Origin of the sequence: Xylanibacter rarus (genome assembly GCF_001275135.1) — a bacterium.
Lineage (GTDB): Bacteria > Bacteroidota > Bacteroidia > Bacteroidales > Bacteroidaceae > Prevotella > Prevotella rara.
Window position 1 is genome coordinate 49,039 of sequence record NZ_LFQU01000016.1, and the last position, 22,840, is coordinate 71,878.

At 38.1% G+C, this 22,840-nt stretch carries 22 protein-coding genes; 15 read left to right on the plus strand and 7 right to left on the minus strand.

The window, feature by feature from the left end:
* Positions 1-235: 235 nt before the first annotated feature.
* Genes ruvC through ACU52_RS09020 form a run of 4 tightly spaced genes read right to left on the minus strand, consistent with a single transcriptional unit; the run spans position 236 to position 2,924 of the window.
* Entirely contained in the window at positions 236-802 is a 567-nt protein-coding gene (gene ruvC, locus ACU52_RS09005) for a crossover junction endodeoxyribonuclease RuvC (protein ID WP_021855466.1), read from the minus strand.
* Between the two features lie 16 nt (positions 803-818).
* Complete coding sequence (locus tag ACU52_RS09010) at positions 819-1,463, minus strand: MBL fold metallo-hydrolase (protein WP_053398559.1); 645 nt, start codon at positions 1,461-1,463, stop codon at positions 819-821.
* A gap of 15 nt (positions 1,464-1,478) precedes the next feature.
* Positions 1,479-2,099 carry a 16S rRNA (guanine(527)-N(7))-methyltransferase RsmG gene (gene rsmG / locus ACU52_RS09015; RefSeq protein WP_053398560.1) on the minus strand — a complete coding sequence of 207 codons (621 nt, stop codon included), beginning with the start codon at positions 2,097-2,099 and terminating at the stop codon, positions 1,479-1,481.
* Between the two features lie 6 nt (positions 2,100-2,105).
* Positions 2,106-2,924 (minus strand): RsiV family protein, encoded by an 819-nt coding sequence (locus ACU52_RS09020; RefSeq protein ID WP_082335227.1) that lies wholly within the window; start codon positions 2,922-2,924, stop codon positions 2,106-2,108.
* Positions 2,925-3,032: 108 nt separating this feature from the next.
* Between ACU52_RS09020 and ACU52_RS09030 the strand changes: the two genes are divergently transcribed.
* The 15 genes from ACU52_RS09030 to ACU52_RS09100 all read left to right on the plus strand — a co-directional run bounded on the left by ACU52_RS09030 (position 3,033) and on the right by ACU52_RS09100 (position 18,260).
* Positions 3,033-3,692 carry an HAD family hydrolase gene (locus tag ACU52_RS09030; protein WP_021855462.1) on the plus strand — a complete coding sequence of 220 codons (660 nt, stop codon included), beginning with the start codon at positions 3,033-3,035 and terminating at the stop codon, positions 3,690-3,692.
* Positions 3,693-3,769: 77 nt separating this feature from the next.
* On the plus strand, positions 3,770-4,591 hold the full coding sequence (panB, locus tag ACU52_RS09035) for a 3-methyl-2-oxobutanoate hydroxymethyltransferase (protein ID WP_053398563.1): 822 nt from the start codon (positions 3,770-3,772) through the stop codon (positions 4,589-4,591).
* Positions 4,591-5,772, plus strand: a complete 1,182-nt coding sequence (locus tag ACU52_RS09040) for an MFS transporter (RefSeq protein WP_021855460.1) — start codon at positions 4,591-4,593, stop codon at positions 5,770-5,772. The genes panB and ACU52_RS09040 overlap by 1 nt, the downstream gene beginning before the upstream one ends.
* A gap of 192 nt (positions 5,773-5,964) precedes the next feature.
* Entirely contained in the window at positions 5,965-6,294 is a 330-nt protein-coding gene (locus ACU52_RS09045; RefSeq protein ID WP_053398564.1) for an ArsR/SmtB family transcription factor, read from the plus strand.
* A gap of 68 nt (positions 6,295-6,362) precedes the next feature.
* Positions 6,363-6,593, plus strand: coding sequence for a thioredoxin family protein (locus ACU52_RS09050; RefSeq protein WP_021855458.1), 231 nt, complete (start codon positions 6,363-6,365; stop codon positions 6,591-6,593).
* A gap of 13 nt (positions 6,594-6,606) precedes the next feature.
* Positions 6,607-7,011 carry a nitrophenyl compound nitroreductase subunit ArsF family protein gene (locus ACU52_RS09055; RefSeq protein WP_053398565.1) on the plus strand — a complete coding sequence of 135 codons (405 nt, stop codon included), beginning with the start codon at positions 6,607-6,609 and terminating at the stop codon, positions 7,009-7,011.
* A gap of 9 nt (positions 7,012-7,020) precedes the next feature.
* Positions 7,021-7,734 carry an aromatic aminobenezylarsenical efflux permease ArsG family transporter gene (locus ACU52_RS09060; RefSeq protein ID WP_021855456.1) on the plus strand — a complete coding sequence of 238 codons (714 nt, stop codon included), beginning with the start codon at positions 7,021-7,023 and terminating at the stop codon, positions 7,732-7,734.
* Entirely contained in the window at positions 7,731-8,177 is a 447-nt protein-coding gene (locus tag ACU52_RS09065; RefSeq protein ID WP_053398566.1) for an arsenate reductase ArsC, read from the plus strand. Before ACU52_RS09060 ends, ACU52_RS09065 begins: the two co-directional genes overlap by 4 nt.
* Before the next feature lie 53 nt (positions 8,178-8,230).
* Positions 8,231-9,199 carry a permease gene (locus ACU52_RS09070; RefSeq protein WP_053398567.1) on the plus strand — a complete coding sequence of 323 codons (969 nt, stop codon included), beginning with the start codon at positions 8,231-8,233 and terminating at the stop codon, positions 9,197-9,199.
* Between the two features lie 690 nt (positions 9,200-9,889).
* On the plus strand, positions 9,890-10,726 hold the full coding sequence (locus tag ACU52_RS09075; protein ID WP_021855452.1) for a transketolase: 837 nt from the start codon (positions 9,890-9,892) through the stop codon (positions 10,724-10,726).
* Positions 10,727-10,728: 2 nt separating this feature from the next.
* Positions 10,729-11,667 (plus strand): transketolase family protein, encoded by a 939-nt coding sequence (locus tag ACU52_RS09080; RefSeq protein WP_053398569.1) that lies wholly within the window; start codon positions 10,729-10,731, stop codon positions 11,665-11,667.
* A 31-nt stretch (positions 11,668-11,698) separates the two neighbouring features.
* Positions 11,699-13,177 carry a glycerol kinase GlpK gene (glpK, locus tag ACU52_RS09085; protein WP_053398570.1) on the plus strand — a complete coding sequence of 493 codons (1,479 nt, stop codon included), beginning with the start codon at positions 11,699-11,701 and terminating at the stop codon, positions 13,175-13,177.
* Positions 13,178-13,207: 30 nt separating this feature from the next.
* The gene (locus ACU52_RS09090; protein ID WP_021855449.1) at positions 13,208-14,638 is read left to right on the plus strand and encodes an L-fucose/L-arabinose isomerase family protein; all 1,431 of its coding nucleotides are present in this window, start codon (positions 13,208-13,210) and stop codon (positions 14,636-14,638) included.
* 438 nt (positions 14,639-15,076) lie between these two features.
* Positions 15,077-16,753, plus strand: a complete 1,677-nt coding sequence (locus ACU52_RS09095; RefSeq protein ID WP_053398571.1) for a peptide MFS transporter — start codon at positions 15,077-15,079, stop codon at positions 16,751-16,753.
* Between the two features lie 109 nt (positions 16,754-16,862).
* Complete coding sequence (locus tag ACU52_RS09100) at positions 16,863-18,260, plus strand: glycoside hydrolase family 28 protein (RefSeq protein WP_053398572.1); 1,398 nt, start codon at positions 16,863-16,865, stop codon at positions 18,258-18,260.
* Positions 18,261-18,405: 145 nt separating this feature from the next.
* On the opposite strand, the gene lpdA is transcribed toward ACU52_RS09100, so the two are convergent.
* The 3 genes from lpdA to gcvPA form a co-directional block, all read right to left on the minus strand.
* The gene (lpdA, locus tag ACU52_RS09105; protein ID WP_053398573.1) at positions 18,406-19,731 is read right to left on the minus strand and encodes a dihydrolipoyl dehydrogenase; all 1,326 of its coding nucleotides are present in this window, start codon (positions 19,729-19,731) and stop codon (positions 18,406-18,408) included.
* 137 nt (positions 19,732-19,868) lie between these two features.
* Positions 19,869-21,314 carry an aminomethyl-transferring glycine dehydrogenase subunit GcvPB gene (gcvPB, locus tag ACU52_RS09110; protein ID WP_053398574.1) on the minus strand — a complete coding sequence of 482 codons (1,446 nt, stop codon included), beginning with the start codon at positions 21,312-21,314 and terminating at the stop codon, positions 19,869-19,871.
* Positions 21,315-21,354: 40 nt separating this feature from the next.
* Positions 21,355-22,671 carry an aminomethyl-transferring glycine dehydrogenase subunit GcvPA gene (gcvPA, locus tag ACU52_RS09115; RefSeq protein ID WP_053398575.1) on the minus strand — a complete coding sequence of 439 codons (1,317 nt, stop codon included), beginning with the start codon at positions 22,669-22,671 and terminating at the stop codon, positions 21,355-21,357.
* Positions 22,672-22,840 lie beyond the last annotated feature (169 nt).

Below are 22,840 nucleotides of genomic sequence, written 5' to 3' on the forward strand. Positions count from 1 at the left end.
ACTATGATAATCTGCATGTTGAAATTTCGACTGAAATAGATTATTGATTTTGAGATGCAAATTAGAAAAAGCTTACCACTGATATTGTTATAGAATTGTTAGAATCTTAATTTATCGACATTGATAAGCAGTTTAATCTTCTTTCTAAAAAGGACAAATGTGGTTTACTGAATTAAAACGTGTGTTTACTATTTCTTTTATTATATTTGCTTATGAGAAAATTAAATCTCTTCTTTTAGGCATGTATTTTTTCTTTATTCTTGTTTATAAAATCTTTCCAACTTCTATATGTATGGCTTGTAGTTGGGGCGTTAGACTGCAGGAAATGACAATATGCAGCAGCCAATGCATCTGTTGCATCCATAAATGGGGTCAATTCTTCTTCTTTTATATTTAATAAACGTTTGAGCATACCGGCAACTTGTTCTTTTGAGGCAAGCCCCTGTCCTGTTATTGCCATTTTAATTTTTAATGGGGCATATTCGTGTATTGGAATATCGTAGTGTATCGCTGCTGCAATAGCAACTCCTTGTGCTCTGCCAAGTTTGAGCATCGATTGTATGTTTTTACCGAAAAAAGGTGCTTCAATCGCCATTTCGTCAGGTAAAAATTCTTTTATAAGACTACTCACTCGGTCGAAGATGCGTCCTAGTCTTAGATATGGATCATGAATTTTTCTCATATCTATGACGCCCATAGCCATCATTGAAGCTTTGTTGCCATTAACTTTGAGTAACCCATATCCCATTATATTTGTTCCGGGGTCTATGCCTAATATAATCTTTTCCGGTTTAATTGTCATTACGTTGTTTAAATATTTATTTAAAATATGGGTTATATGTTATCTCGTCTTTGAGTGTTGTCTTGTCGCCATGCCCAGGAAGTATTATTGTTTCTGCAGGGAGAGACGAGGCAATTTTCTTTAAACTATTTATTATTTCATTATAACTACCAAATTCAAAGTCAGTCCTGCCTATACTCATTCTAAATAAGGTATCTCCAGAAAATGCTATAGATTCATCTTTACAATAAAACAATACGGAACCGGGCGTATGGCCTGGGGTTTGCAGTATGCTGAAACAATGTGTACCAAATGAAATTGTATCTGCTTCTTTTAAATATTTTTCAACTTCAGGGATTTCTTCGTTGTAAGTTAATCCGATAAAAGTATAGGCTTGTTCTTTTAATTTATGCATCAATATTTTATCATTAATGCATACTTCCGGTTTAAGCCCAAATTCTTTACATATAGCATAATTCCCAAAATTATGATCAATATGTGCATGTGTACAAAGCAGATGTTTTGGAATGAGTTGGTTGTCTCTTATATAATTTGTAATTTCCTTTTTCTCTTCTTCATAAAAAGCACCACAATCAATGATAACACATTCTTTGGTGTCATCGCTTACAATGTAACAGTTTTCTTGAAACATGTTACATACGATTCTTTGTATGTTCAGCATTGCATTTAATATAACTTAAAGTGGAACGTAAATAAGATATTTATTCTTAAACCATTCTTCATTAAACATTTTGCTTATATCTGTAACTTCTGCAATATGCTTAAACTTGCTTATTTCATTAGAGACGTCTCCTCCTTTGAGGCAGAATATGCCATTGGGCATAGAATTGCGGTGATTATTACTTATATTTTTCTTTATTATGCGTATTAAATCAGGCAATTGCATTACAGCCCTGCTAACGACAAAATCATATTTACCCTGCTCGTTTTCACCTCTTATTTGTTCAGCTTCACAGTTCTTCAGCCCGATAGCTTTCGAGACTTCATTTACAACTAATATTTTTTTACCTGTACCGTCTATTAATTTGAATTGAGTTTCAGGAAACATTATTGCAAGAGGAATACCAGGAAATCCGCCTCCGGTACCAAAATCTAATACTTTTGTTCCAGGTCTGAATTTTATCGCATTAGCTATTGCCAAGGAATGTAAAACATGATGTTCATATAAAGAATCAATGTCTTTTCTTGATATAACATTTATTTTATTGTTCCAGTCGTGATATAAATCATACAATGCTTCAAACTGCTGCTTTTGAGCATCTGTAAGTTTGCTGAAATATTTTAATATTGTCTCCATTAGGCATTATTTCTTCTTAAAAAGATTTTCCAATTCAGAATTACTAATATCAACTCTAATTTCTCCTGCTGCATGATATGCAATTTCGTCAGGCGAATAAATGAAAGTTATTCCATTATCATTAATTATAAAATTATCTGAAGGGTAAACATCTATACCCATAAAGATGCTTTTTTCGTTAAGTTCATTCAAATTTTTCACATTATATGTCTTACATAGATTTTTTACAATCAAATCATTCAGCTCAATTTCATAACCAGGTACAAAAAGGTCTTTTAATGAAACAATTTTACCGCTTTTTTTATCTATGTTCTTTGTTATTATAACAGAACTCCCATGAGCACCGCCACCATAACTATAAATGTTTGCTATATAGGTATAGTAATCTTCAGCTTCTTGGCTGACATATGTTTTGACAATATATTCACAATTGTATGAACTGCCATGAGTTTTGTCTGCTTTATATAAACTACCATAATCAACCTTATAATCATTCAGATACCTTGTCATAAAAGAATCTGCAGCTTCAGGTACAGATATTTTCTGTGGTGTTATAGAAAAGTAGTCAGGACACAATACTCCAGATCTTATAATAGAATCGTTTATATATTCAGCGTTTTTCCCTTTTGCATAAGTGAGACATAAACTGATATGGCATCGTGGACCTGCCGTATCTTCTGTAAGAAATACTGTAGAATCCATTTTGATACTGTCAAACATGATGCTGTCCGTTCCACTCTTATTGGAACTAGATGTGCCTCCGCATGAACAAATTATTGATAATACGGAAAAAACAAAGCATAAGGAAATTATTAATCTTCTCATTTTATCACTATTTAATTGCAAAATTAAATCAAACCAAGGAAAACCACAAATAATTTCTGTTTTATTTTATAAATTGATTAATTTTGCAGTCGTAAAATTATATTAGTTATGGCAAGTAAACAGATTCGTGCAGCACTTTTTGATTTAGATGGTGTTGTCTTTAATACAGAGGACCAGTATACTGTTTTCTGGGGCAGTCAGTGCCGTTTATATCATCCTGATAAACCTGGATTGGAATATACCATTAAAGGACAAACTCTTGTGCAAATATTTGATAAGTATTTTGCAGGAATGGAGAAAGAACAGTCTGAAATAGTAAAGCGACTCGATGAATTTGAGCATACAATGAAGTTCGAGTATGTAGACGGATTTATTGATTTTATCAAGGATCTTAAGGAGAATAATATAAAGACAGCGGTAGTTACCAGTTCTAATATAATGAAAATGAATTCAGTGTATGAGTCAAGACCAGAATTTAAATCATTATTTGATATTATACTTACTTCTGAGGATTTTGAGAGAAGCAAGCCAGATCCTGATTGTTATTTAAAAGGTGCAAAACACTTTGGTCTGTCACATGATGAATGTGTCGTTTTTGAAGATAGTTTTAACGGATTGAAATCGGGAAGGGCCGCACAAATGATGGTTGTCGGATTGGCTACAACAAATACAAAAGAGTCGATTTCTCCATATTCCGATTATGTCATATCTGATTTCAAAGGGCTTAATTATCAAAATTTATGCAAAATATTGTGTAACTTAATTTAAAAGCATTAATTTTGCAGCCAATTTTAAGATAGGGGTTTAATTGTAAATACTCAAAACATATCAAATAAAAGATAAATATGACAGGATATTTGGTTAACGACACCCGTAAGGTAACAACCCATCGTTTTATTGAGATGAAGCAGCGTGGAGAAAAAATATCTATGCTGACATCTTATGATTTTACGACAGCAAGCATTGTAGACGGAGCCGGTATTGATGGAATATTGATTGGTGACTCAGCTTCAAATGTTATGGCTGGTAACGGAACTACGTTGCCTATAACAATAGATCAGATGATTTATCATGCAAAATCTGTTGTACGCGGAGTTAGTCGTGCTTTAGTTGTATGCGACATGCCGTTCGGCAGTTATCAGGTTGACCGCAAGGAAGGCATAAAGAATGCTATCCGCATAATGAAGGAAAGCGGATGCGATGCTTTAAAGCTTGAAGGTGGTGCTGAAATTATAGACACGATAAAAGGTATACTTGATGCCGGAATTCCTGTAATGGGCCATCTCGGTCTGACACCACAGAGCATCAACAAGTTTGGCACTTATGCTGTACGTGCTAAAGATGATGCAGAGGCTAATAAATTGCTTTCAGATGCCAAGTTGCTTTCTGAGGCAGGGTGTTTTGCCTTGGTTCTTGAAAAGGTTCCATCTGTTTTAGCTACAGAAGTTTCAAAGGAAATTCATATACCTACAATTGGTATTGGTGCAGGAAATGGCACTGACGGTCAGATTCTTGTTGTTGATGACATGTTAGGTAAAACAAAAGGATTTAATCCTCGTTTCTTACGTAGATATGCAGATCTTAATAGCATCATGACTGATGCAATAGGACAATACATCACTGACGTGAAAGATTGCTCCTTCCCGAATGAAAACGAATCTTATTAATGTACACACAAAATACTCCAGTACATGTAAAGCTTTGGCATAAGGATTTTTGGCTAATGGCGGTAGCCAATTTGTTATTGACAGTTGCCGTTTATATCCAAATACCCTTATTGCCAATATGGATGATAAAGGATGCCGGATTTTCGCCTGGTGTAGTAGCTGTATCATTAGGAATATTTGGCCTGGGAGTTTTTTCTCTTGGCTTTTTTTGTTCCTATCTTGTGCAGAAGTATCGCAGAAATCTTGTATGTATCAGATCGATTTGGGTATTGGTCATATGTTTTTGCGCACTTTACTACATACAGCGTGGGCATGTATTTCAGATAGAGGGATACATACTGATTCCTGTACTTCGGTTTATTCAGGGAGCCGCCTTTGGCTTAGCTCAGATGGTATTGTCCAGTACATTAATAATTGATACATGCGAGTCTTTCCAACGTACAGAAGCAAATCATTCTTCTGCTTGGTTTTCCAGATTGGCATTATCTGTCGGACCATTAATATCGATATTACTCATGCCAATGTTGAGCGTTAGCACTATTACTTTAATTTCTGCTGTATTGTGCTTATTGTCAACGTTTTTGATATTATCGGTGAAGTTTCCGTTCAGAGCACCTGAAGATGTGATATGTAAGGTTTCATTAGATAGATTCTTTCTCCCTCAAGGCAAATGGCTGTTTCTAAATCTTTCATTGGTTGCCGTTGTCGTAGGGTTGTTTCTATCCGCAGAACATACGTCCACTTTTTACGCCATGCTGATGGCGGGATTTATTCTTGCTATGTTGTCGCAGCGTTTTGTGTTCGTAAATGCAGAATTAAAGAGTGAGGTTGTCACTGGAATATTGCTGATGATGGCAGCGTGCCTGATGTATTTTTCGGGTGACAGGAATGCGATTAATTTAATTTCACCAACATTGTTGGGATGTGGAATTGGCATAATTGGAGCACGTTTTCTTTTGTTCTTTCTGAAGTTAAGCCTTCATTGTCAGCGTGGAACGTCGCAAAGCACGTTTTTCTTGTCATGGGAATTTGGTATTTCCTTAGGAATATTTTTGGGATATTATTTTTTCTATAATGACATTAGTGCTATGTACATTGTGGCATTGACAATATTGTGTATGGCCATGCTGATGTATCTGCTGTTTACGCATACTTGGTATATTAAAAATAAGAACAGATAAGGAATATAAACTTTCGTGCATATTTAGATAGTTTTATTCTGAATGTGCCAGAAAAGAATAATGGCGGGGAATATAGACTTTGTTCTGCTTTCCGTCATTATTCTTTTTTTAAAGCCATTTGGTCAAAAAAAATATAATAATATTTGTTGATTTAAAAATATGTTCGTATATTTGCGAACAATATTTGATTATATGGATGAAAAAAGGGATTATACAATAAAGCAGGAAAGACTTGCCAGATTTGCAAAAGCATTGGGCCATCCGGCACGTATTGCCATAATGAATTTCTTGGCAAAGCAAAAAACTTGCTATTTTGGTGACATTAATGAAGAGCTTCCTATTGCAAAGGCTACTGTTTCTCAGCATCTAAAGGAACTTAAAGATGCCGGTCTGATACAGGGTGAGGTAGAGGCTCCTAAAGTGAAATATTGTATTAATAATGAGAATTGGAATTTGGCTAAAGCCTTATTCTCAGAATTCTTTGGGCAATGCATATGTAAAGCAGGAGGGTGTTGCGACTGACAACCTTCTCTTTTTATGTCTTATGTTCGTTGTTTTGCGAATAACGTTTAACTAATAAATATTGTAAAATGGAAATTAAAGTTTTAGGTACTGGATGTGCAAATTGTAGAGCACTTTATTCTGCGGTAGAGCAGGTTGTTAATGAGTTAGGCTTAAAAGCTGATTTAGTGAAAGAGGAGGATTTGATGAAAATAATGGAATATAACGTCATGAGTCTTCCTGCTTTGGTTGTTGATGGAAAAGTTGTAGCCAAAGGACGTATAACTAAAGATGAGATACGCACAATTTTGACAAAATAAGAATATTGAAATTATGAAGAAATTCGTGTTGCTTTCATTATTGTGCATGTTCTTGTCTACAGGATGGGCTTTTGCACAAACCGGCAAGTATGTTGAGGTTATTTATTTTCATGGCAAACAGCGATGTCCGACATGTAGAGCTATTGAAAAATACACCAAAGAAGTTGTGTATAACGATTTTGCCAAGTTTGTCAAGAGCGGCAAAGTACGTTTCAAAGAGGTTGATATTTCTACACCACAAGGCGAAAAGATAGCCGATAAATATCGTGTCAGCTGGTCTTCGTTATATGTAAACGGATGGAATAACGGAAAAGAAAAAAGGAACGACCTGACACGTATGGGTTTTAAGTATGCCAGAAATAATACGGCACAATTTAAAACCGAGCTTAAGAAAAAGATTAATCAGTTGTTGAAATAGCATTTACGTATGGAATACTTGCAAAGCTTGCTTGATAGCAGCGAGATACCTGTTGTTACAGCATTTTTGCTTGGGCTGCTTACAGCTGTAAGTCCTTGCCCTCTTGCAACCAATATTACTGCAATAGGTTTTATCAGTAAAAATCTTGACAGCCGTAATCGCATATTCTTGAATGGTTTGTTATACACAGCCGGCCGTATGATTGCGTATTCCGTCCTTGGCGCAATACTTATAGTGTTGCTTAGGCGTGGAGCCGACATGTTTTTTATACAAAAAGGTGTTAGCGAGTGGGGCGAGCTGCTTCTTGCTCCAGCATTGGTTCTAATCGGCTTGTTTATGCTTTTTAGCGACAAACTTCATTTGCCGAAATTTGGCTTCAGTGCCTCGGAAAGGACTGAAAGGCTGAAAGGAGCATGGGGCAGCCTTCTTCTTGGGATATTATTTGCTATGGCATTTTGTCCTACAAGTGGACTGTTTTATTTTGGTATGCTTATTCCTATGGCTGCTATGGAAGGTGAGGGCTATTTCCTGCCCGTTGTCTATGCCCTGGCTACAGGCTTGCCGGTCATGCTGGCGGCATGGGTATTAGCCTATAGTGTGTCCGGAATAGGAAAATTCTATAATAAAATGCAAGTCTTTCAGAAATGGTTCAGCCGTATAGTTGCAGTTGTGTTTATATTTGTCGGAATATATTATGGCTTGATGATGTATAATTTGATATGAAAATTTTGATATTGTGTACCGGAAACAGTTGCCGGAGTCAAATTGCGCATGGTTTCTTACAGTCGTTTGACGATAGTCTTTATGTACGTTCAGCCGGAACAAAGCCGGCTGAACAGGTAAACTCGAAAGCTGTGGCCGTAATGAAAGAGGCCGGAGTTGACATAAGTAGTCATATTCCTGTGAATGTGATGGAATATCTTGATGAGTATTGGGATTACGTCATAACAGTATGTTCCGATGCCGATGCAACATGTCCGGCATTTAAAGGCAGGGTGGGCAAGAGGCTGCATATCGGTTTTGATGATCCTTCAAGATTGTCGGGTGACGTAAATTTTATTATGACGGAATTTAGGAGAGTGCGCGACGATATTAAAAATGCCTTTGCCAGATTTTATCTGACAGAAATAAAAAAAGCGGAACAGCCCCGCTACGTGTGTGAATAGTATTTTTTTATATTTTCTGTTCGTATTTTTACAAACATAAAAGATGTGATATTATGATACAAAGTTTTGCAGATTGGCTTGTGTATGATGTGTTTGGTCTTAATGCAGGTACGGCGTTGGGATCGTCAGTTAATTTCTTTTTTTATGATACGATTAAAATATTGCTGCTGTTGCTTCTGATTAGTATAATCATGGGCATTATTAATGCATATTTTCCAATAGAGCGTCTGCGCGAATATCTGGTTTCGCGTAAGTTATATGGCTTGCAGTATTTTTTCGCTTCGCTGTTTGGTGCAATAACACCATTCTGTTCCTGTTCGTCAATACCATTGTTTATAGGCTTCGTAAAGGGCGGAATACCATTGGGAGTTACTTTTGCATATCTTATAACCTCACCATTGGTAAATGAGGTGGCTGTAGCAATGTTTATCGGAACATTTGGCATAAGGATAACTGCCATATATGTAATAAGCGGCATTTTACTTGGAATGATTGGCGGTTACATTCTGGGAAAAATGAGATTGGAGCGTTATCTGAGCGATTGGGTAAGGCAGATTCAACTTAATTCCATCGCCGGTTCTAATGCATGGGAACGAGATAATACTCCGTTCATGCAGCGTTTGCCGATAATAGTAAAAGAATCGTTAGGTATAGTTAAGGGTGTGTTGCTTTATGTGGTAATAGGTATTGGCATTGGGGCTTTCATGCATGGTTATGTACCAGAAGGCTTTTTTGAACAGTATATGTCAGAGACAAACTGGTTTGCTGTTCCTCTTTCTGTTCTGTTTGCAGTTCCCATGTATGCCAATGCAGCAGGAATAGTGCCTGTTATTGAGGTGTTTGTGGCAAAAGGCATTCCTGTGGGCACGGCTCTTGCTTTTATGATGGCAGTTGTGGGCTTGTCTTTGCCGGAAGCAACACTTCTTAAAAAAGTTATGACATGGCGTCTCATCGGCATTTTCTTTGGGACAATAACGTTATTTATAATTATCTCCGGTTACTTGTTCAACATCATCTTGTGATATCTTGTTACAAATTAGGCTGTCCAGTTCAGGGCGTATGATGTTGAATGGTCATATGCGGTTGTTCGTAAATAGGACAATTGTTAATAGCGTAAGTAGTAAAAAGTTTTGTCATTATTTTTTTCTGTTCTAGAAAAAATGTTCCGTGTTATTCTTAATAAAAGCCGTAATGTAAAGCGGCTTTTATTGAGTTTTATGTCCTTTTTCACTGATTTTACTTTGAAAAATCAGTCGTTTTTTACTTAAAATGTGCTGAGTTTTGTTGCAAAATACATTCTTTTATTATGTAAAAGATGACCTTTTATCTTGTAAAAGGCCGTTAATGACGATGGTATTGTCATTGATGCAAAATACAGAATTATATAATACATTGATTTTCAGATGATTACGAATAAGTGGTGTTTTGCCTAAAATTTTGATGTTTTAGTCGTATTTGCTTTGAGCATGGCTATTCTGAGCGCTTTAAATGAAAATAGAATAAATTTAACAGTTCCGTAATAGTACAATTTGACGAAAAGTCAGTCGAATATTTAGGGTGGTTGAAACATCCTTGTTTTATGTTATTCTGCTTTGTTTTTTGTTACATTGCAATAGCTTATAAAAAATAATGTTTAAATTTGTAATTACATTATGAAAACCATTTACAAGTAGATATATTTTAATAATACCAATATAAATATGGACAAATTAATGAGCATTCCTGAGTTGACATTGAAATGCGAGGAAATCAGAAAACGTTTGTTAGAGGTCGTATATAAAGCCAAAGCCGGTCATATCGGCGGCGATCTCTCGTCTTTGAATGTATTGACAGCATTGTATATGCGTGTCATGAACGTAAACCCTGAGAATCCGAAAATGGAAGGGCGCGACCGTTTCATTATGAGCAAGGGTCACTGTGTGGAAGCACTTTATTGTGTGCTCGAGGCAAAAGGTTTCATAACAAAAGAACTTGTCGACACTTATGGTGATTATCTGTCTGTGTTGGCAGGTCATCCTACGGTTGAAGTCCCGGGTATAGAATTTAACAGCGGTGCATTAGGTCACGGTCTTTCAATTGGTGTAGGTTGTGCCATTGCCGCAAAAATGGATAAGAAGCCTTATCGTACATTTGTACTTATGGGCGACGGCGAGCAGGGCGAAGGCTCAATATATGAGGCAGCCATGGCCGGAAGCAATTATAAGTTGGATAATCTTGTTGCAATGATAGACCGAAACGGCTTGCAGATAAGTGACACAACTGAGAATGTGATGAAACTTGAGTCTCTTAACGAGCGCTGGAAGGCTTTCGGATGGGATGTATATGATGTTGACGGCAACGATATTGAGGCTATTGTTAACTGCCTTGAATCGATAGATTATAACAACGGAAAGCCTCACATGGTTGTGCTTCATACAACAAAGGGCTTCCACGTTTCATACATGGAAAATGTGCTGAAATGGCATCATGGCGTGCCTACGGCAGAGGAGTATGAGAAAGCTATCGCTGAGATTACTAACCGTATTGAAGAACTTAAAAAGAATTGTTAACAATGGAAATAAAAAGTGTTGCTTGCCGTAAAAGTTTTACCGATGCACTGGTTGAACTTGGTAAAAAAGATAAGAATATTGTAGCCGTAACGACCGATGCCCGTGGCTCGGTTACTCTGACTGACTTTGCAAAAGAATTGCCTGAGCAGTTTGTTGAGTGCGGTATTGCAGAGCAGGATGCTGTAGGCATTTCTGCCGGTTTGGCTTCATGCGGAAAAAAAGTGTTCGTATGTGGTCCTGCATGCTTTTATGTAGCACGCAGTCTTGAGCAGGTAAAGGTTGACGTGGCTTATTCAGGCCAACCGGTTAAGATCCTGGGCGTAAGTGGTGGCGTTGCATATGGAGCTTTGGGCGCCACTCATCATAGTTTGCATGATATTGCTGTGCTGCGCACATTCCCCGGCATGCAGGTTGTACTTCCTTGCGATGCACGACAGACACGTAAACTTGTTGAGCAGCTTGTAGATTATCCTCATCCTGTTTATGTTCGCGTTGGCCGTAATGCTGTTCCTGATGTTTATGAAAATAATAATTTTGATTATCAGATTGGAAAATCTATACAGCTTCAGGATGGTAAGGACCTGACAATTATTGCTACTGGTGAAACAGTTTGGCATGCTCTTCAGGCCGGAAAGCGCCTTGCAGAGGAGGGTATAAGCACTCGTGTCATCGACATGCATACTCTTAAACCTGCTGATACTGAGGCTATAGTTAAGGCTGCACACGAGACTGGACGAATAATGACAGTAGAAGAGCACAGCATGTATGGTGGCTTGGGAGCAATTGTTGCAGAAACAGTGAGTCAGAATTGCCCTGTTCCTATGCGTATACTCGGTATTCCTGACGAAAACGCTATTCATGGCAAGCCATTGGAGATATTCCATTATTATAAGTTAGATGCTGAAGGCATTTATGCTACAGCTAAAGACTTTTTGAAGTAAAAGCCTTTAGTAACTTATAGAAGGTTTTGAAATGAGATATATTATAACCGTTGATCAAAGTACGTCAGCCACAAAGGCAGTGCTCTTTAACGAGCATTGCCAGTTGGTCTGTCGTAAGAATGTTGCCCATAAGCAATATTATCCTCAGCCGGGATGGGTTGAGCATGATGCAGAGGAGATATATAATAATATGGTCGAGGCCATACGTGAGGTGGTTAAGACTGTAGATGATGCCGAAGCATCTTATTCTTTGGCAATTACAAACCAGCGTGAAACGGCTGTGGTTTGGAACCGTTTTACTGGTAAGCCGGTATACAATGCCGTGGTTTGGCAGTGTCAGCGTGGAGCCGCTATATGCAATGAATTGAGAGAGCGTGGATATACAGACCTGATTCGTGAGCGTAGCGGACTGCTCATTGACCCATATTTTGCCGCTAGTGGTGTCAAATGGATATTGGATAATGTTCAGGGAGCACGTCAGGCTGCAGATAATGGAGAACTTCTGATGGGTACGATTGACACATGGCTTGTGTGGAAACTGACAGGTGGCAAGGAGCATGTGACAGACTATACCAATGCGTCGCGTACTATGTTGTTTAATATCCATACATTAGACTGGGATGATGAACTCCTCAACTTGCTGACAATACCCCGCAATATGATGGCAAAGCCTATGCCTTGCGATTCTGTGTTCGGTGAAACAACTGTAGAGGGAGTTTTTGATGAGCCTATTGTTATTGCCGGTATGCTTGGCGATTCACATGGTGCTTTGGCTGGTCAGATGTGTTTTGAGGCTGGTATGGGTAAAGCAACATATGGAACAGGTTCGTCTGTTATGGTGAATATCGGCGAAAACGCTGTGGCTGCTCCCGAAGGTCTCGTAACTTCAGTTGGCTTTGCTGCAAAAGGCAAGATTTTCTATGCTTTTGAAGGAAATATTCATTGTACGGGTGCGACAATCAAATGGATGACTGACAACCTGCATCTTATTGAAAGTCCTGCGGAGATAGAGAAGTTTGCTCTTGAAGTTCCGGATAACGGAGGAGTTTATATGGTACCGGCATTTGCAGGTCTCGGTGCTCCGTGGTGGAACTCTCAGGCAAAGGCTATGATATGTGGAATGACTTTGGCTACAGAGAAAGGACATATCTGTAGGGCTGCATTGGAGGCAATAGCCTATCAAATAAAAGATTTGATTGACCTGATGACAAAACAAGCCGGAATAACTTTAAAGGAGCTGCGTGTGGACGGAGGACCAACAAAGAATCAACTTTTGATGCAATTTCAGGCAGATATGCTTGATGCATGCATCAATCGCTCTGATATAGAAGAGGCATCTGCAATGGGAGCTATGATTATGAATGGTCTGGCACGCAAGGTTTGGAAGGATATGGATGAGGTGGCTGCATTGCGCACATCTGACAATCGTATATTCCCGACCATGTCACGTGACGAACGTGAACGCCTTTATGCAGGTTGGACAGAGGCCATACATACTGTTAATAGATAATAAATCATAAATAATAAAGACGAAAACACTATGAAGAAACAAGCTAAAACAGGAAAGGAAACGTTTGGACTGATTATCGGTACCCGTGCGTATTTCAACTCAGAGTTGGCTGTTGATGTACGTAAGACGTTGTTGGAAGAGTTAGATAAAGCCGGATACGGCTATGTTATATTGGATGAGCAGGACACTCCTACCGGTGGTTCTATGGAGACGGTTGAAGACGGCAAAAAATGTGCTGCGCTGTTCCGTGCTAACCGTGATGACATCGACGGAATAATTGTGTCTCTGCCTAACTTTGGCTTTGAAGTAGGAATAATCAATGCTATCAGTCGCGCAGAGTTGCATGTACCTGTTCTGGTGCAGGCTTGCGACGACCAAAACGACAAAGTTGATCTTGATAGCCGCCGTGATGCCTTCTGTGGAAAGATATCTGTTTGTAACAACCTGTATCAGTATGGAATACCGTTTACAGACACAACATTCCATACCTATTCTATACACAGCGACCTGCTGATGAAGGATATCAACAAGTTTGCTGCCATCTGCCGTGTTGTACGTAAACTTACTCATGCACGTATAGGCCAGATTGGTACACGTCCACTCGGATTTAACACATGTCGTGCAAGTGAGAAACTTCTCCAGGCAAGTGGTATAACTGTTGTGCCTGTAGACCTCAGTGAGATTCTTTTCAATGCAAGAAAAATAGATAATGAAGCATCTGCTTTGAAGGCAAAAATGGAGGAGATAAGCCATTATGCAAAGGTACCAGAGGCTTATCAGGAAAAGTTGGCATTACAGGCTAAGTTCGGATTGGCAGTAGAAGAATGGATACAGACTAATGAGGTTGATGCAGCTGCAATTCAGTGTTGGGATTCTCTTGAGCAGAACTATGGATGCGCAGCATGCGTTACAATGAGTATGCTTGGCGAAAAGCTTATTCCTTGTGCTTGTGAAACTGATATCGCCGGAGCGGTGTCTATGTATGCTCTGAGTCTTGCTTCAGGCAAACCGGCTGCATTGCTAGATTGGAATAACAACTTTGCTGAAGACCGTAATAAATGTGTATGTACTCACTGTGGAAACTTCCCGAAGAGTTTTGTTAATAACGACCTTAAGCTTGGACCGCTTGGCGTTCTTGGCAGAACCTTGGGTAAGGTTAATACATTCGGTGCTGTGTATGGAAAATGCACTGAAGGAGATTTTACATACTTCCGCATCTCTACGGATGATACGCTCGGCTGTATAAAGAGTTATCTCGGAAAGGGAGAGCTTACAAATGATCCATATGGTATGGATGGATGTATAGCTGTCACCAAAGTGAACAATTTGCAGAAACTTATGAAGTTTATTTGCAAGAACGGCTTTGAACATCATGTGGCAATGGTTCGCACTGATGTAGTAGATATATTGAGTGAGGCCGTAGAAAATTATCTTGGTTGGGATATTTATGTTCATGAATAAATAATAAAAGTCTTGCTGTTATTTATAACTGCAAGACTTTTGTTTAGTTGCCTAACTTTGCTGTCTTCTTTGATGGCCAAGTTAGGTTTCCTTTTCTCTATCAATTGATTTTTGGTAGAATTTATATAGACATTTTCTTTATTATAGAGAAAACATAAAGATACTTATAAGGTATGAATATTTAGATTATGGAAGACATAAAATCCGTTTTGTGTTAAAATATATGTATTAAACTTGCATAATGATTCTATTTCTTTATGAAAGAAATAGTTTTTCATATAAAAATATTTACCAATAATTTTCATTTATAGTGTGGATTGTGTATATTTGCATAATGAAAATATAAGATAAAAATACTTTCTGTGTTTATTGTCTTGTATGTTTGTAAAAATACTATGAAATGAAATAAATATTAATAATTTAAAAAGTAGATATTATATGTTTGAAGGACAGCCTAAAGGGCTTTATGCGTTAGCGCTTGCAAATACGGGCGAACGCTTCGGTTATTACACAATGCTTGCAATTTTTACATTATTCTTGCAGGCTAAGTTTGGCTTTACAGCCACAGTTACATCCAATATCTTTGCCGGATTCTTGGCATTGGTCTATTTCCTCCCGGTTGTAGGCGGTATATTGGCTGATAAATTTGGTTTCGGTAAGATGGTGACATCCGGAATCGTAGTTATGTTTATCGGCTATATATGTCTGGCGATACCTACTGGCAATAATGCTGTAGGAATTGCTGCCATGGTAGGATCTTTATTCCTGATAGCCCTAGGTACCGGTCTTTTTAAAGGCAACTTGCAGGTAATGGTTGGTAATCTTTATGATGATCCAAAGTATTCTGCAAAACGTGATACAGCCTTCTCAATATTCTATATGGCAATTAATATTGGTGCACTTTTTGCACCTACAGCTGCTGAGAAGATCACAGACTGGTATATGAAAACCCATAATTATGTTTATAATGGTGATATTCCTGCCCTTGCACATCAGTATCTTGATGGTACTCTTTCTGGAGAGGCTTTGACGAAGTTTATATCTTTGGCATCTTCTCAGAATGTTGCAACTGACGCTTCTTCTCTTACAAATTTTGCAAACGACTACATCAACGTGCTTTCACAGTCATATCACATGGGATTTGCTGTAGCATGTGTATCATTGATTATTTCTATGCTTATTTATGTTTTAGGCCGTAAGACATTTAAGCATGCAGATGTGAATGTTAAGCAGGAAGCAGAAAATAACGGCGAATCTTCAGTTCATGTTCAAGAACTTACTCCTGCAGAGACAAAGTCACGTGTCGTAGCTCTTTGCTTAGTGTTTGCTGTTGTGATTTTCTTCTGGATGGCATTCCATCAGAATGGTCTTACACTTACGTTCTTTGCGCGTGACTATACGGCTGCAACAGCCACAGGACTTACACGTATTGGCTTTGACGTATGGAATCTGGTACTCATTGCAATAGCTGTTTACGGAATATTTGCTATATTCCAGTCAAAGGAATCAAAAGGTAAAATCATTTCTACAATTGTTACTATAGTTTCACTTGTTGTGTTGTACTTTAATTACAACGCAATGGACGAGTCTATAAGTATTCTTCCTCAGAAGTTCCAGCAGTTTAATCCCTTCTTCGTTGTTGCACTTACTCCTGTTTCTATGGCTGTATTCAGCTATTTGGCTAATAAGGGCAAGGAACCTTCTGCACCGCGTAAAATAGGTATAGGTATGTTTATCGCTGCTGTTGGTTTCATGATCATGGTTCTTGGTTCATTTGGACTTCCTGTTCCAGATGCACTTGCATCAACTACGGGTGATTATCGTGTAACTCCAAACCTCCTAATCGGCACATATCTTGTTCTTACATTTGCCGAGTTGTTCCTTTCTCCGATGGGTATCTCTTTTGTATCAAAGGTTGCTCCTCCAAAGTATAAGGGACTTATGATGGGCGGATGGTTTGCAGCAACAGCCATTGGTAACTATTTAGTTTCTATTATCGGTATGCTATGGGGCAGTCTGCCATTGTGGATCTTGTGGGGTATTCTTGTTGTACTCTGTTTAATATCTGCAGTGTTTATCTTCTCTATAATGAAGCGTTTGGAGAAGGTATGCTAATGCCTGAAAATAATTATATCAAATAGATAACAACCGGATAGCATATAAAAGAAGCTATCCGGTTGTCGTATTTTTTGAACTAATCTATTTTTTACTATAAGTTTTTATTATGAGGATAATTTTATATGCATTCTTATTTGTGCTTTTGGGCTTTCAAAAAATATCTGCTGACACTTTTCGTTGTATAGAATCAGAGCGGATTAACAAGCGTGATTCGTTATTGTCCATTATTACAGGAGCAAAAATTTCAGACAATATAATTAGTATCACAGATTTTGGGGCCATTGGAGATGGGGTTAGGAATGATAAGCCGGCTTTTGACAAAGCAATGCAAAGTGCAGCGAAGCAGGGTGGGGCTCATATTATAGTGCCCCCTGGAACATTCCTGCTTAAAGGACCCATACATTTTGTGAGTAATGTTTGTCTTGAACTAATGGATGGGGCTATTATAAAATTTGATTCTAATCCTAAATATTATCTTCCTCTTGTTAAAACAAGTTGGGAAGGCACATTCTTATATAATTACAGTCCGTTTATTTATGGATATAATCTTCATGATATATCAATCATTGGCAAAGGAAAAATAGATGGCAATGCCTCTTCAACGTTTGCAACATGGAAGTCAAAGCAGAAGGAAGGGCAGGCTCTCAGCCGTAAAATGAATCATGAAGAGATTCCCATTGAATTGCGTCGTTTTGGAAACGGTTTTTGGTTAAGACCACAGCTTATACAATTCTACAATTGTAAAAATATAACCTTATCTGATGTGTTTATAACTAATTCGCCTTTTTGGTGTATTCATTTACTTAAGAGCGAGAATGTCATATGCTGTTCCCTTCGTTACGATGCAAAACTTGTGAATAATGATGGTATCGATCCTGAGTGTTCACGAAATATTTTGATAGAGAATATTGAGTTTAATAATGGTGATGACAATATTGCAATAAAAAGTGGACGAGACAATGACGGATGGGCATCAACTATGCCTTCTGAAAACATTATTATACGTAATTGCCGTTTTAAAGGTTTGCATGCTGTAGTGCTTGGCAGCGAAATGTCTTCAGGAGTTCAAAATATTTTTGTCGAGAATTGCACATATGGTGGTTATTGTAAACGTGGAATATATATTAAGACCAATCCTGATCGTGGTGGATTTATCAAAAATCTATATGTGAAGAATTGTAGGTTTGATGAAGTAGAAGACTTGTTCTATGTTACAAGTATGTATGCTGGCGAAGGACTTAATAATATTCATTATACAGATGTAAAGAATATTTATGTTGACAGTCTTTTTTGCCGTAAAGTAAGAAAGGCAGGACTAGTATTACAGGGTACGTCTCAGAAACCGATGTCAGATGTTATTTTTAGCAATGTTGAAATTCAAGAGGTGGATAATGCTGTAAGTTTTGACAATACGTTGAACGTTGAGATGCGAAGTTGCCATATTGGTGGACGTGTTGGTGTACCGTCTCAGGCTTCATCTGCAGATAAACTATTTGTGAAATAGTGATAATTATGTGTCATGCAAACATTGCAATCAGCATGTATAAAGTAAAATCATGATAAGATAAATACATTATAACAAAGAGGGCGTCTTAAAAAAGAAAGACACCCTCTTTGGCGTTTGGTAGTAATCTGCTTATAGTCAGAAGCTATAATGCTGCATCATGAAGAATTTCTTCAAGCGTTGGATGAGTATGAATTATATCAACTAAGTTTTCTGTTGTTCCGTTGAAATTCATAATAGCCGTTGCTTCCTGAATCAAATCAGCAGCATGAGCCCCATATGCATGGCATCCGATAATCTTATTATCTTGATCTGTTATCAACTTTACCATGCCTTCGCTTTCATCCATAGCCAGAGCTTTACCATTAGAACGATAAAATCCTTTACGGGTATTATATTCAATACCCATTGAGTCACATTGGTCAGAAGTTAAACCAACTCCTGCAACTTCAGGATTAGTGAACACAGCTGCGGGCATAATTTCCATGCGTATAGCATCTTTCTTTCCGCAAATATGATTTACTGCCCTCATGCCTTGAGCAGTGGCAGCATGTGCAAGCATTGCACGTCCGTTAACATCACCAATAGCATATATTCCACATATGTTGGTTTGCATATTGTCATCAACTTTGATTCCCTTGTTATCATAGTTGATATCTGTATTTTCAAGCCCAAGTCCTTCTATGTTTGGTTTGCGGCCTGTCGCAACAAGTACAATATCGGCTTCAACTTCTTGAGGTCTGTTTTTCTTGTCAAAGCATACTATTAACTTATTGTTATTTTTATGTATGCTTTTTACAGCAGACTGCATATTAAAGTTAATTCCGCGGCGCTCCATAACTTTGCGCATGCGTTTTGCTATATCAGAGTCAATTGCGGGGAGACATTCTTTTAGAAACTCAATGACAGTAACATCGCTTCCAAACGTTTTAAACACTGAAGCGAACTCCATCCCTATTACTCCTGCTCCAATTATGCATAAATGTTTTGGAAGCTTTTCCAAATTAAGAAGTTCTGTTGACGTAACAACTCCTTCTTCGTCAATGCCTTCGATTGGAGGTAATTTTGATTCCGAACCGGTTGCAATTATAATGTTATCAGCTGTATATTCTTCACCGCCTGCAATAATAGTCTTAGAATCTTTAAATGAAGCACGTTCTTTTATAAATGTTATGCCAGGAGATTTCATAAGTCCCTCAACTCCTTCACGGAGTTGGGCGGTTACTTGTTCTTTGCGAGTCATGGCTTTGTTGAAATCAACTTCTGGTCGTGAACCTGTCATTGTTGCAACTGCTTCTATCATGTCTGCTTCATGGCATAGTGTTTTTGTTGGTATACATCCTCTGTTAAGACATGTTCCACCTGCTTGTCTGTCTTCAAAAATTATTGTATTGAGGCCATTTTTTGCTGCATGGCATGCAGTGTTATATCCACCGGGCCCACTACCAATTATAATAAGGTCTGTTTTCATTTATTAGTATTTTCTTTAATTATATTGTATAAAGATATTCTTCTTTAAAACATTTTTATGGGATAAAAGTAAGTCTTGCCGGCTTCGTGTATTTCAGAAATCGACAAGACTTACTGCCAAAATAGTCTGTAAAGAGATTATCCTTTATATCTCAACACAGGTTGTTTGGCTGCCAACACATCATCTACACGTCCTATTGGGGTGTTGTGAGGTGCAGTTTTAACAAGTTCAGGATTATCTTTTGCCTCTTGGGCTATTATACGCATAATGTTGATAAATTCGTCTATAGTTTCCTTGCTTTCCGTTTCAGTCGGTTCAATCATCATTGCTTCATGGAATAGCAGAGGGAAGTAAATTGTCGGAGCATGGAATCCATAGTCCAACAAACGCTTGGCAACATCCATAGTGGTCACACCTGTCGATTTGTCTTTGAGTCCGTTGAACACAAATTCATGTTTGCAAATAGAGGCAATCGGTAGGTCGTATACATCTTTTAGACGTTCTTTAATATAGTTAGCATTAAGTGTTGCTAATGGACCTGCCATCTTTATATTCTCTTTTCCTAATGACAGAATATATGAATAAGCCTTTACCGCAACACCAAAGTTTCCTAGGTATGCTCCTACATGAATATCACCTTCACCTTGAGTCTGAACTTTGTAGGTGTCACCTTCTTTGACTACTTTAGGGCAGGGGAGTAGATGTTCCATCCCTTTTCTTACGCCTACAGGACCACAGCCGGGACCGCCACCTCCATGAGGCGTTGAGAATGTTTTATGAAGATTTATGTGCATTACATCGAAACCCATGTCACCAGGACGGCATACACCGAGCATTGGATTAAGGTTTGCACCATCATAATACATTAGTCCACCGCATTCATGAACTAGCTTAGCTATTTCCGGAATTTCTTTTTCAAACAATCCTAATGTATTAGGATTTGTCATCATCATTGCAGCGACTGTATCATCAAGCAGTCCGCGAAGATCGTTTACGTCAACAATTCCTTCTGCTGTACTTTTTACCTCAACAATCTCAAGTCCACATACTGCAGCAGAAGCAGGATTTGTTCCGTGAGCAGAGTCAGGTATGATTACTTTTACACGTTTGTGGTCGCCTCGGCTCTCATGCCATGCACGAATAATCATAAGACCGGTCAACTCTCCGTGTGCACCTGCAAAAGGATTCAATGTAAACTCTTCAAGGCCTGTTATTGCAGCAAGTGATTTTTGTAGGTTATAATAAACCTCCAATGCACCTTGGCATGTATTTTCTGGTTGCTGTGGATGCAAAGCTGTAAATGCGTCTGCTGCAGCCATTTCTTCATTTATTGAAGGGTTATATTTCATGGTACAGCTTCCTAAGGGATAGAAGCCGTTGTTAACACCAAAGTTGTTTCCGCTAAGATTTGTATAATGACGTACAACTGTAAGTTCATCACATTCAGGAAGCATGGCATCTTTGCTTCTTTTCATTTCTGCGGGCAGAGTATAATTGCCGAATTTATTTTCTGGCATCGAGTAGCCCTTTCTTCCGGGGTGAGATAACTCGAATATTAATTTGCCATATAATTTGTTATTCATGATTGTGCTTTTTCAGATTGTTAAAATAACGGTTACATGTTTATTTGCATAGATCAACTAATTTGTCTATTTCTTCTTTAGTGCGGTTCTCTGTTACTGCAAACATTATTGTGTCATCTGCTACTTTTATACCGCCCAGAATACCATTGTCCATTAGTTTTTTCTGCAGCTCGTCTACGTTCCCGTCATATTTGACGCAGAATTCATTAAAGAAAGGTTTGTCGTATGCGAGTTTAAAGTGTCCCGTATTTTTAAGTTGATCACAAAGATAGTGTGCTCCGGAATATGATAGAGTTGCAGCTTCTTTAAGGCCTTCTTTGCCCATCACTGACATATATATTGTAACAAATAATGCCATCAAACTTTGATTTGAACAAATGTTTGATGTTGCCTTTTGGCGGCGTATATGCTGTTCTCTTGCTTGTAATGTAAGTACAAAAGTGCGTTGTCCTCTGCTGTCACGTGTTTCTCCGACAATACGTCCTGGCATTTTGCGCATAAGCTTTTCTGTACAGCATAAATACCCGATATATGGACCTCCGAATGACATTGGAACACCTAAAGACTGGGCCTCACCTACAGCGATATCAGCTCCAAGTTCTCCTGGGGTCTTTAGTAGTGCTAAGTCAGCTGCTACGCTATTCATAATCATTAAGGCCTTATGTTCATGGCATTTATCTGCCAGGCCATCATAATCTTCAATTATTCCGTAACGATTGGGCTGTTGTACAACCACTCCTGCGACATTTCCTTTTTCAAGCAGAGAAGACATTGATTTCATATCTGTAACTCCCTCTTCCTGCTTTACCATTTCTATTTTGATATTGTGGAAATGAGCATATGTATTAATAACTGCAAGAGTCCTTGGATCTATTGTTTCAGATACAAGCACTGTATCAGCTTTTCTTGCAGCTCCGAATGCCATCATTACAGCTTCTGCAGTAGCAGTCGTACCATCATACATTGATGCATTTGAAACATCCATACCTGTTAGTTCTGTCATCATACTTTGATATTCAAAGATATAATGTAACGTTCCTTGTGAAATTTCAGCCTGGTATGGCGTGTAACTTGTCAGGAATTCAGAACGTTGTATTAATTGTGGTATTATTGCTGGGGTATAGTGGTCGTATACTCCAGCTCCGGCAAAACATGTGTATTTCTTGTTCTTCTCGCCAATCTTGCTGAATAATTGACGTATTTCTACTTCGCTTTTGGCTTCAGGTAATTCATACTGGTCCTTAAAGATAATCTCTTCAGGTACTTCGGCATAAAGTTCTTTCAGCGATTTAGCTCCGATGACATTGAGCATTTGTTCAATGTCTTCTTCTGTATGAGGAAAATATTTGTAAGCCATTAGGATTTAAGGTGTAAGAGTTTGTATATGTTTACGATAAATATAAAGAAGTATTTGGAGTTAATTGAAGTTTTAATCTTTAGGTTGTACATATATTTATGGCTATCAAAATCAGATATTTTAGATTTTTATTCACCCTTTTGTACGAAACAAGACATGCACGCTTCAA